Below are 10,837 nucleotides of genomic sequence, written 5' to 3' on the forward strand. Positions count from 1 at the left end.
GCGCATGACAACCTTAAGCTGTAAAGTGACCTCGGTAGAAGCTATCACTGACACCGTATATCGCGTACGTTTAGTGCCGGACGCGGCGTTTTCCTTTCGTGCTGGTCAGTATTTAATGGTCGTGATGGACGAACGTGATAAACGCCCGTTCTCCATGGCATCTACGCCGGATGAGCACGGGTTCATTGAGCTGCACGTGGGTGCTTCTGAGCTAAATCTTTATGCCATGGCTGTTATGGACCGAATTCTGAAAGATCGGGAAATTAAGGTCGATATCCCGCACGGTGAAGCCTGGCTGCGTGATGATGAGAATCGTCCGCTGATCCTGATTGCTGGCGGCACAGGGTTTTCATACGTACGTTCGATTTTACTGACAGCGCTGACGCGCAATCCAGACCGTGATATCACTATTTACTGGGGCGGACGAGAAGAGAAACATCTCTACGATCTCTCTGAACTGGAGGCACTGTCAGTTAATCATCCGAACCTGCGTGTTGAGCCTGTAGTGGAACAGCCTGAAACGGGCTGGCGTGGTCGTACGGGAACCGTATTAACGGCGGTGTTACAGGATTACGGCACTCTGGCGGAACACGATATTTATATCGCCGGGCGTTTCGAGATGGCTAAAATCGCGCGCGACCTGTTCTGTAATGAACGTCAGGCACGTGAAGATCGTCTGTTTGGCGACGCGTTCGCGTTTATTTAAGCGATATGCGCCGGAACCCCACCGGCGCATTCATAAATTCCCCACCTTCCACATGACGGTCGCTGTCCCAGCATCTTTGTATATCTTCTGCTTTACAAAACCTCATTATTTTTAGTAAACAAAATTACTTTCCTGTTTATCTGCAAATTTCACAGCATTTTGTGATATCCCATCATTTGTTTAGTAAACAATTTTGGCACTCTATGCCGCATCATAATTGCGAGATGCCAATGAGAGGAGAGGTCACCATGAGGCTCGGGCTGGATATAGGCGGGACTAAAATCGAAGCGGTGGTAATTGATAACGCGGGTGAGATTATTTACCGCGAACGATGCGCTACACCCAGGCAAAGCTACGGCGATTTTTTCCAGGCCGTGACGGATATGATTGCTAAGGCTATGCAGACCGTTAACCAACCTTTGTCGGTCGGTATCGGAGTTCCTGGAGCAGTAGACAGCAAGGGATTAATTAAAAACTCCAACATTCTGGTGCTAAATCAGCAGGCTTTTACCCGTGACCTTGAACACGCATTAGGGATGCCTGTGCCCGTCACTAACGATGCTAACTGTTTTACACTGTCAGAGGCGATGGACGGCAGTGGACGCGGACACAGTGTGGTATTTGGCGTAATTCTCGGTACTGGCTGCGGAGGCGGATTGTGTATTGATAACCGTTTGATCTCCGGCCCTAATGCCTGTGCAGGGGAGTGGGGGCATAATGCATTGCCACGTTACCATGAGTCCCGGGATGGTGAGGTGGTTACCTGTTATTGCGGACAACAGAACTGTATCGAAAGTTTTATCTCTGGCAGTGGTCTGGAACGCCAGTACATGAATCACACTCATCAACATGTCAGCGTTCCTCACATCATGCAGCAGGTAGAATTGGGTGATGCAGACGCTTGCCTGTTATGGGAGCGTTACTGTGATCAACTGGCGCGTGCGTTGGCAGGCATTGTGAATACACTCGACCCTGATGTCATTGTGCTGGGAGGGGGGGTCTCTAATATCACATTACTGTATTCGGGTTTGCAGGCACGCGTGGCACAGTACGTGTTCGGTAAACAGTGCCATACACCGATTATTCAGGCCCGACACGGTGACAGCAGCGGTGTGCGTGGTGCAGCATGGCTGGGGGCACAACGGGCCACCGTGTAGAGTTAATGAGAGAGAAATGACGAAACCTGTACGAATCAGAGATATCGCCGAAGCCTGCGGCGTCTCAGTTGGGGCTGTATCCCGCGCACTAAAAGGTCAACCCGGATTGCGTGAAGATACCCGATTGCGCATTATTTCTGTGGCGCAACAGCAAGGTTATGATTTTTCCCGCCTGCACAGTGACAAGCTTAAGCGAGTCCTGTTTTTGTTGCATCGACAACACAATATTAGCCGGGCATTGCCGTTTTACTCGCAGCTGTTACTGGGTATTGATGATGCCTGCCGTGATCAGGGTATTGCGCTGAGCTTTCTCTCTATCGGTCCGGGCGATGCGGTAAGTGAGCAGGTGATGCTGCACCAGCCGGATGCGCTGATCTGCGCCGGATTTTTTGAGCCTGAATTGCTTGGGTTGCTGCAACAGATGAAATTGCCGCTGGTGCTGGTGGATCTGTGGGCTCCAGGTTTGCCCTGCGTCAATCCGGACAACACTCAGGGCGGCTATCTGGCCACGCAACATCTGATTGCACAAGGTCGCAACCGCATCGCTTTTCTTGCCAGTACACTTTCTCACTACAGTATTCGTCAGCGTGAAAAGGGTTATCGCCAGGCACTGTATGAAGCCCGTCTGCTGATGCCTCCAGAGTACGAAGCCATCGCACCGCCGCTGCTGGATACCGAACAATCATTGGTCGAGGCGGTTAATGAACTGCTCAGTCTGCCGGAACCGCCCGATGCCATTTTTGCTTATAACGATGCGGCGGCGATGGTTGTTCAACGGGTTTGCGCGCAGCAGGGGATTCGTATTCCGGAAGATCTTGCGCTGGTAGGATTTGATGATATTGATGCTGCGGCCTGGTCACATCCGCCGCTGACTACAATTGCGGTTGATAAGCAGCAGCTGGGGCGCGAAGCACTGCGTTTACTGCTGGAAGGCAAGCCGGAAGAGAATCTGTTGTTGCCGGTGCAGTTGGTGGTACGTGGTAGTTCAGGGAAATAAAAAACCCGCCCCTGACAGGCGGGAAGAACGGCAACTAAATTGTTATACAATGGCATTTGCATTGTAGGCCGGATAAGACGCATCAGCGTCGCCATCCGGCATAGTCGCCGGGGGCGCTTCGCTTGCCCGGCCTACAATAAGTAACGTGCCTTGATTACACTCGCTCAAATACTGTCGCGATACCCTGACCTAACCCGATACACATCGTCGCCAGACCGAACTGCACGTCTTTGCGTTCCATCAGGTTGAGCAGGGTGGTACTGATACGCGCACCAGAGCATCCCAGTGGGTGACCCAGTGCGATCGCCCCGCCATTGAGGTTGATCTTCTCGTCGATCTGCTCCATCAGCCCCAGATCTTTAATGCACGGCAGGATCTGGGCGGCAAAGGCTTCGTTCATCTCAAACAAGCCGATGTCGCTGGTGGAGAGTCCTGCTTTTTTCAGCGCCAGCTTTGAGGCAGGAACCGGACCATAACCCATGATTGAGGGGTCACAGCCGACTACGGCCATTGAGCGGATACGCGCACGCGGCGTCAGACCCAGTTCACGAGCACGGCTCTCACTCATTACCAGCATCGCGGCAGCACCATCGGAGAGCGCGGAAGAGGTACCCGCGGTGACGGTACCGCTGACCGGATCGAATGCCGGGCGAAGGGTGGACAGCGCGTCGACAGTGGTTTCCGGACGGATAACTTCATCATAGTTAAACTGTTTCAACACGCCATCGGCATCGTGACCGCCAGTCGGGATGATCTCGTTTTTAAAGGCACCGGACTGAGTAGCAGCCCAGGCACGAGCATGTGAGCGTGCGGCGAAGGCATCCTGCATTTCACGGCTGATACCGTGCATACGAGAGAGCATTTCTGCCGTCAGCCCCATCATTCCCGCGGCTTTTGCTACGTTACGGCTCATACCCGGGTGGAAATCAACGCCGTGGCTCATCGGCACATGGCCCATATGTTCCACGCCGCCCACCAGGCACGCTTGTGCATCGCCAGTCATAATCATGCGTGCCGCATCGTGCAGGGCCTGCATCGACGAACCACACAGACGGTTGACCGTAACCGCAGGAACGGAGTGTGGGACTTCTGCCAGCAGTGCGGCGTTACGGGCGATATTGAAACCCTGCTCCAGCGTCTGCTGCACACAACCCCAGTAAATATCATCGAGCGCGGTGGGTTCCAGCGCGGGATTACGCGCCAGCAGACTACGCATCAAGTGTGCGGAGAGATCTTCTGCCCGCACGTTGCGAAACGCGCCCCCTTTCGAACGGCCCATCGGGGTACGGATCGCATCAACAATTACAACCTGTTCCATTGTGACTCCTTAAGCCGTTTTCAGGTCGCCAACCGGGCGGGCAGGCTCAACCGGGGGATAATACGGTTCGTTATGGCGTGCTTTATCACGCAGACCGGCTGGTACTTCGTACAGCGGACCCAGGTGCTGATACTGCTGCGCCATATCGAGATACTTCGCACTGCCAAGTGTATCCAGCCAGCGGAACGCACCACCGTGGAACGGAGGGAAGCCCAGGCCATAAACCAGTGCCATATCGGCTTCTGCCGGGCTGGCAATGATGCCTTCCTCCAGGCAACGCACCACTTCGTTGACCATTGGGATCATCATACGAGCGATAATCTCTTCGTCGCTGAAGTCGCGTTTCGGCTGGCTGACGTCTGCCAGTAAGCCATCAACGGCGGCGTCTTCTTCTTTCTTCGGCTTGCCCTTGTTGTCTTCTTTATAGCGCCAGAATCCAAGACCGTTTTTCTGTCCGAAACGGCTGGCATCAAACAGCGCATCAATCGCGTCGCGATAATCTTTCTGCATACGCTGCGGGAAGCCCGCGGACATCACCGCCTGAGCGTGATGCGCGGTATCAATACCCACCACGTCCAGCAGATAAGCCGGGCCCATTGGCCAGCCAAACTGTTTCTCCATCACTTTGTCGACTTTGCGGAAATCCGCACCATCGCGCAGTAACTGGCTGAAACCGGCAAAGTAAGGGAACAGCACGCGGTTGACAAAGAAGCCTGGGCAGTCGTTAACCACAATCGGCGTTTTGCCCATCTGACTTGCCCACGCGACAACCTTGGCGATGGTTTCATCCGAGCTTTTCTCGCCGCGAATGATTTCAACCAGCGGCATACGGTGCACCGGGTTAAAGAAGTGCATCCCGCAGAAGTTTTCCGGGCGTTTAAGAACGCTGGCCAGCTCGTTAATTGGGATAGTAGACGTATTCGACGCCAGTACCGTATCCGGGCGCACCTTTTCTTCGGTTTCCGCCAGCACTGCTTTTTTCACTTTCGGGTTTTCGACGACCGCTTCAACTACCACATCTACACGCTCGAAACCGCTATAGTCGAGAGTTGGCTGAATGGTTGAAATGACGCCGGCCATTTTCAGACCGTCTATCTTGCCGCGCTCAAGCTGTTTGTTCAGCAGCTTGGCCGCTTCGGTCATACCCAGCGTCAGTGATTTGTCATTGATGTCTTTCATCACTACTGGCACGCCTTTCCAGGCAGACTGGTAAGCAATACCGCCGCCCATAATGCCTGCGCCCAGCACCGCCGCTTGCTTTGGTGCCTCAATATTTTTGGTGAGCTTTTTGGCTTTGGCTTTCACGAACTGATCGTTAAGGAAGATCCCAACCAGCGCGCGGGCTTCACTGGTGTGCGCCAGTGGAACAAAGCTTTTATTTTCCAGATTCAGCGCTTCTTCACGGCCAAAACGGGCCGCTGCTTCAATGGTTTTTACCGCGGTAATCGGTGCGGGATAATGCTTACCGGCCGTCTGCGCCACCATGCCTTTGGCGATGGTAAAGCTCATGGCAGCTTCAATTTTGCTGAGTTTCAGTGGTTCCAGCTTCGGCTGGCGTTTGGCTTTCCAGTCGAGGTCGCCGTTAATCGCCTGACGTAATACCGCGATCGCGCCATCAAGCAGTTTGTCTTGTTTCACTACGCCATCGACCAGGCCGATTTTTAGCGCCTGCTCAGCACCAACATCTTTACCCGCAGCAATGATTTCCAGCGCGTTGTCCGCACCCAACATGCGTGGCATACGCACGGAACCGCCAAAGCCCGGCATAATGCCCAGCTTGGTTTCCGGCAGACCAATGCGCAGATCCGGTGTTGCCAGACGATAATCAGTTGCCAGCACACACTCGCAGCCGCCGCCCAGCGCGTAACCGTTTACCGCAGAGATAGTTGGAACAGGCAGATCTTCCAGGCGATTAAAGACGCTATTGGCAAAGTGCAGCCACTGGCTCAACTGCTCTTCGGGAACGAGGAACAGTGAAAGAAATTCGGTGATATCGGCACCGACAATAAAAGCCGCTTTATTAGAGCGCAGGAGCAGCCCTTTTAAATTTGGTTGTTTTTCCAGCACGTCAAGCGCATGGCCCAGGCTGGCAACGGTGGCCGTGTCGAGTTTATTGACCGAACCTGGGGCATCGAACACCAGTTCGGCGATGCCATCTTCCAGCCAGTCAAGGTACAGGGTGTCGCCTTTGTAAAGCATGTCAGTCTCCTGAATCCGCAAGGTGATCTGGTCATACCAGATGAATCGAAGTGTGTGTTTTATGTTAAAAAAATGCAAATAAATGATTAAAGAAATGACGATTCGATCACGCTCGGCAGAAATCACGCAGTCATAAAGCGATGTGCTAAGATGCGGAGACTTGAGGTCAAAAAAACAGAAGGATAGAAAATGGAATCACTGGCCGCACTCTATAAGAATCATATTGTTACCTTACAAGAACGTACGCGTGATGCACTGGCTCGCTTCAAGCTGGATGCGTTACTTATTCATTCTGGCGAGCTTGTTAACGTTTTTCTCGACGACCATCCGTATCCGTTTAAGGTCAACCCGCAGTTTAAAGCCTGGGTTCCCGTAACGCAGGTTCCCAACTGCTGGTTGCTGGTGGATGGTGTGAATAAGCCAAAACTGTGGTTCTATTTGCCGGTTGATTACTGGCACAACGTAGAGCCGCTGCCGACCTCCTTCTGGACGGAAGAAGTCGAGATCATTGCGCTGCCTAAAGCGGAGGGTATCGGTAGCCAACTGCCTGCTGCACGCGGCAATATCGGTTATATCGGTCCGGTTCCGGAACGTGCGCTGCAACTGGACATCGCGGCCAGCAACATCAACCCGAAAGGGGTAATCGACTACCTGCACTATTACCGCGCCTATAAAACAGATTACGAACTGGCCTGTATGCGTGAAGCGCAGAAAATGGCGGTGAGTGGGCACCGTGCCGCGGAAGAAGCGTTCCGTTCCGGGATGAGCGAGTTTGATATCAACCTCGCCTACCTGACCGCGACCGGTCACCGCGATACCGACGTACCGTACAGCAATATCGTCGCGCTCAATGAACACGCCTCTGTGCTGCATTATACCAAACTGGATCATCAGGCTCCGTCCGAAATCCGCAGCTTCCTGCTGGATGCGGGGGCGGAATATAACGGTTATGCAGCAGACCTGACGCGTACCTGGTCGGCGAAAAGCGACAACGACTATGCACAGTTGGTGAAAGACGTTAACGACGAAGAGCTGGCGCTCATCGCGACGATGAAAGCGGGTGTCAGCTATGTGGACTATCACATTCAGTTCCATCAGCGTATTGCGAAGCTGCTGCGTAAACATCAAATCATCACCGACATGAGTGAAGAGGCGATGGTGGAAAATGATCTCACTGGACCGTTTATGCCGCACGGTATCGGTCACCCGCTGGGTCTGCAGGTGCATGATGTTGCCGGTTTCATGCAGGATGACACGGGCACACACCTTGCCGCGCCGTCGAAGTACCCTTACTTGCGTTGCACCCGTGTGCTGCAGCCGGGCATGGTTCTGACCATCGAACCGGGTATCTACTTCATTGAATCGCTGCTCGCCCCGTGGCGTGAAGGGAAATTCAGCAAGCACTTCAACTGGCAGAAAATTGAAGCGCTGAAGCCCTTCGGCGGGATTCGTATTGAAGATAACGTGGTTGTCCACGAGAGCAATATTGAAAACATGACGCGGGATTTGAAACTGGCGTAATGGACAGTTGGTTAATCCCTGCGGCGCCGGTTAGCGTCGTTGAAGAAATCAAAAAAAGCCGCTTCATTACGTTACTTGCCCATACGGACGGTGTAGAAGCGGCGAAAGCGTTTGTTGAGTCAGTCAGAGCGGAACACCCGGATGCCCGTCATCATTGTGTGGCGTGGGTGGCGGGTGCGCCGAATGACTCGCAGCAGCTGGGGTTTTCAGACGATGGTGAACCGGCGGGTACGGCAGGAAAGCCGATGCTCGCACAACTGATGGGGAGCGGCGTTGGTGAGATTACCGCGGTGGTCGTGCGCTACTATGGCGGTATCCTTCTTGGCACCGGCGGGCTGGTGAAAGCCTATGGTGGCGGTGTAAATCAGGCGCTGCGTCAGTTGACGACACAGCGCAAGACGCCATTAACCGAATATACTTTGCAGTGTGAGTACGGCCAACTGGCAGGTATTGAAGCCTTGCTGGGGCAGTTTGACGGTAAAGTCGTCGCCAGTGATTACCAGGCTTTTGTTCGGCTCAGGGTGGCGCTTCCTTTTGCGAAAGTGGATGAATTTTCAGCAAAGCTGGCGGATTTTAGTCGTGGTTCATTGCAATTGTTAGCGATTGAAGAATAATCCCCACCTCATTTTAAAGAACTAAGGAAGCGGCAGAGATGCATTTTCGCGCCATCACCCGAATCGTTGGACTACTGGTCATCTTATTTTCGGGGACGATGATCATCCCCGGACTGGTAGCACTTATCTACCGTGATGGTGCGGGTCGTGCATTTACGCAAACTTTCTTTGTTGCCCTGGCGATCGGCTCCATGTTGTGGTGGCCGAACCGTAAGGAGAAGGGCGAGCTGAAATCCCGTGAAGGGTTTCTGATAGTCGTCTTATTCTGGACTGTGCTGGGCAGCGTGGGTGCGCTACCGTTTATTTTCGCAGAGAGCCCGAACCTCACGATCACCGATGCTTTTTTTGAGTCCTTCTCCGGGTTAACCACTACGGGGGCGACGACGCTGGTGGGGTTGGATTCACTGCCGCATGCCATTCTCTTTTATCGTCAGATGCTGCAATGGTTTGGTGGTATGGGGATCATCGTCCTGGCGGTAGCTATCCTGCCTATCCTTGGCGTGGGTGGGATGCAGCTCTATCGTGCAGAAATGCCGGGGCCGCTGAAAGATAACAAAATGCGCCCACGTATTGCCGAAACGGCGAAAACCTTGTGGCTCATCTATGTGCTATTGACGGTTGCGTGTGCGCTGGCGCTGTGGTTTGCCGGGATGCCTGCCTTTGACGCTATTGGCCATAGCTTTGCCACCATTGCCATCGGCGGCTTTTCAACACACGACGCCAGTGTGGGCTATTTCGACAGCCCTACCATCAACACCATTATCGCTATCTTCTTGCTGATCTCTGGTTGTAACTACGGTTTGCACTTCTCTTTACTAAGTGGACGCAGCCTGAAGGTTTATTGGCGCGACCCTGAATTCCGCATGTTTATCGGAGTGCAGTTGACGCTGGTGGCAGTCTGTACGTTGGTGCTGTGGATACACAATACCTATGGCTCGGCGCTCACGACGATCAACCAGGCCTTTTTCCAGGTGGTATCGATGGCGACCACTGCCGGATTTACCACAGACAGTATTGCTCGCTGGCCGCTGTTCCTGCCAGTGCTGTTGCTGTGTTCTGCTTTTATCGGCGGCTGTGCCGGGTCGACGGGCGGTGGTCTGAAGGTGATTCGTATCCTGCTGCTGTTTAAGCAGGGTAACCGCGAACTGAAGCGACTGGTTCACCCTAATGCGGTCTATAGCATTAAGTTAGGCAACCGTGCGTTGCCGGAACGAATACTTGAAGCGGTATGGGGCTTCTTTTCTGCCTATGCGCTGGTCTTTATTATCAGTATGCTGGCAATTATTGCGACTGGTGTGGATGACTTCTCTGCGTTTGCCTCCGTAGTGGCGACGTTGAATAACCTCGGGCCTGGGCTCGGGGTTGTTGCCGACAATTTTGCCAGCATGAACCCGGTGGCGAAATGGATCCTGATTGCCAACATGCTGTTTGGTCGTCTGGAAGTCTTTACTCTGCTGGTGCTCTTTACCCCTACTTTCTGGCGTGAATAATGGAGTAACACGTGAAAACACTGATTCTTTTTTCTTCCCGGGACGGACAAACGCGCGAAATCGCTGAGTATCTGGCTTCTGAACTTAAAGAGCTGGGTGTCTGGGCAGATGTCATGAATTTGCATCGTACCGAAGAGCCTGAGTGGAAAAATTATGACAGCGTGGTGATTGGCGCATCAATTCGCTATGGCCATTACCATTCTGCATTTCAGGAGTTTGTGAAAAAGCATGCCACGCAACTGAATACAATGCCGAGTGCGTTTTACTCTGTTAACCTGGTTGCCCGTAAACCGGAAAAACGCACACCGCAAACTAATAGCTATGCGCGTAAGTTTCTGATGAGTTCTCCGTGGCGACCAGATCGCAGTGCGGTGATCGCGGGTGCTTTGCTTTATCCTCGTTATCGTTGGTATGACCGTGTCATGATCCAACTGATTATGAAGATGTCAGGTGGTGAAACGGATACGAAGAAAGAAGTGATCTATACCGACTGGGAACAGGTAGCGGGTTTTGCGCGGGAAATAGCCCAACTAACCAACAAAACGTTGCCAAAATAAACGGAAAGAATAAAAAATACGCACTCAGTAAATAATTTCAAATTTCCCCTTGTCAGCCTGAAATAACTCCCTATAATGCGCCTCCACTGACACGGAACAACGGATTACAAGCCGCCGGGTCAGCGGGGTTCCACTGAGAACCTCACGAAGAAAAGCGAAATTAAATGCTTGACTTCGTAGCGGGATGGCGTAATATGCACACCCCGCGCCGCTGAGAAAAAGCGAAGCGGCACTGCTCTTTAACAATTTATCAGACAATCTGTGTGGGCACTCGAAGA

Annotated in this window: 10 protein-coding genes; 7 read left to right on the top strand and 3 right to left on the bottom strand. The window is 52.9% G+C overall.

Translation table 11 applies throughout. The features are described 5' to 3' along the window. Positions 1-4: 4 nt before the first annotated feature. The 3 genes from fre (at position 5) to NNO08_RS13560 (ending at position 2,860) form a co-directional block, all read left to right on the top strand. Entirely contained in the window at positions 5-706 is a 702-nt protein-coding gene (gene fre / locus NNO08_RS13550) for an NAD(P)H-flavin reductase (protein WP_271456909.1), read from the top strand. 248 nt (positions 707-954) lie between these two features. Further along, the gene (locus NNO08_RS13555; RefSeq protein WP_271456910.1) at positions 955-1,863 is read left to right on the top strand and encodes an ROK family protein; all 909 of its coding nucleotides are present in this window, start codon (positions 955-957) and stop codon (positions 1,861-1,863) included. Positions 1,864-1,879: 16 nt separating this feature from the next. Further along, complete coding sequence (locus NNO08_RS13560; RefSeq protein ID WP_271456911.1) at positions 1,880-2,860, top strand: LacI family DNA-binding transcriptional regulator; 981 nt, start codon at positions 1,880-1,882, stop codon at positions 2,858-2,860. A gap of 154 nt (positions 2,861-3,014) precedes the next feature. On the opposite strand, the gene fadA is transcribed toward NNO08_RS13560, so the two are convergent. Both fadA and fadB read right to left on the bottom strand, forming a co-directional pair. Next, a complete protein-coding gene (fadA, locus tag NNO08_RS13565) occupies positions 3,015-4,178 on the bottom strand; it encodes an acetyl-CoA C-acyltransferase FadA (protein WP_271454132.1) in 1,164 nt (387 codons plus the stop codon). A 9-nt stretch (positions 4,179-4,187) separates the two neighbouring features. Beyond that, positions 4,188-6,377, bottom strand: coding sequence for a fatty acid oxidation complex subunit alpha FadB (fadB, locus tag NNO08_RS13570; protein WP_271456912.1), 2,190 nt, complete (start codon positions 6,375-6,377; stop codon positions 4,188-4,190). 189 nt (positions 6,378-6,566) lie between these two features. Between fadB and pepQ the strand changes: the two genes are divergently transcribed. From pepQ to hemG, 4 genes are read left to right on the top strand one after another with little or no spacing between them, the layout of a single operon-like run. After that, the gene (pepQ, locus tag NNO08_RS13575) at positions 6,567-7,898 is read left to right on the top strand and encodes a Xaa-Pro dipeptidase (protein ID WP_271441034.1); all 1,332 of its coding nucleotides are present in this window, start codon (positions 6,567-6,569) and stop codon (positions 7,896-7,898) included. Then, positions 7,898-8,512, top strand: coding sequence for an IMPACT family protein (locus NNO08_RS13580; RefSeq protein WP_271441035.1), 615 nt, complete (start codon positions 7,898-7,900; stop codon positions 8,510-8,512). The genes pepQ and NNO08_RS13580 overlap by 1 nt, the downstream gene beginning before the upstream one ends. A gap of 38 nt (positions 8,513-8,550) precedes the next feature. Further along, positions 8,551-10,002 carry a Trk system potassium transporter TrkH gene (gene trkH, locus NNO08_RS13585; RefSeq protein ID WP_003017848.1) on the top strand — a complete coding sequence of 484 codons (1,452 nt, stop codon included), beginning with the start codon at positions 8,551-8,553 and terminating at the stop codon, positions 10,000-10,002. An 11-nt stretch (positions 10,003-10,013) separates the two neighbouring features. Continuing rightward, complete coding sequence (gene hemG, locus NNO08_RS13590) at positions 10,014-10,559, top strand: menaquinone-dependent protoporphyrinogen IX dehydrogenase (RefSeq protein ID WP_271441036.1); 546 nt, start codon at positions 10,014-10,016, stop codon at positions 10,557-10,559. 24 nt (positions 10,560-10,583) lie between these two features. Here the strand turns inward: hemG and NNO08_RS13595 are convergent. Beyond that, positions 10,584-10,837, bottom strand: a 254-nt coding sequence (locus tag NNO08_RS13595) for a hypothetical protein (protein WP_271456913.1), incomplete at its 5' end; no start/stop codon positions are given.

This window comes from Citrobacter sp. Igbk 17, assembly GCF_028069775.1.
In the GTDB taxonomy this organism is placed as follows: Bacteria; Pseudomonadota; Gammaproteobacteria; order Enterobacterales; family Enterobacteriaceae; genus Citrobacter.

What these genes read in the sequence shown, in the direction of transcription:
- fadB (WP_271456912.1), bottom strand. Translation starts at nt 6,377, where the DNA reads ATGCTTTACAAAGGCGACACCCTGTACCTTGACTGGCTGGAAGATGGC.
- pepQ (WP_271441034.1), top strand. Translation starts at nt 6,567, where the DNA reads ATGGAATCACTGGCCGCACTCTATAAGAATCATATTGTTACCTTACAA.
- NNO08_RS13560 (WP_271456911.1), top strand. Translation starts at nt 1,880, where the DNA reads ATGACGAAACCTGTACGAATCAGAGATATCGCCGAAGCCTGCGGCGTC.
- NNO08_RS13580 (WP_271441035.1), top strand. Translation starts at nt 7,898, where the DNA reads ATGGACAGTTGGTTAATCCCTGCGGCGCCGGTTAGCGTCGTTGAAGAA.
- fadA (WP_271454132.1), bottom strand. Translation starts at nt 4,178, where the DNA reads ATGGAACAGGTTGTAATTGTTGATGCGATCCGTACCCCGATGGGCCGT.
- trkH (WP_003017848.1), top strand. Translation starts at nt 8,551, where the DNA reads ATGCATTTTCGCGCCATCACCCGAATCGTTGGACTACTGGTCATCTTA.
- fre (WP_271456909.1), top strand. Translation starts at nt 5, where the DNA reads ATGACAACCTTAAGCTGTAAAGTGACCTCGGTAGAAGCTATCACTGAC.
- NNO08_RS13555 (WP_271456910.1), top strand. Translation starts at nt 955, where the DNA reads ATGAGGCTCGGGCTGGATATAGGCGGGACTAAAATCGAAGCGGTGGTA.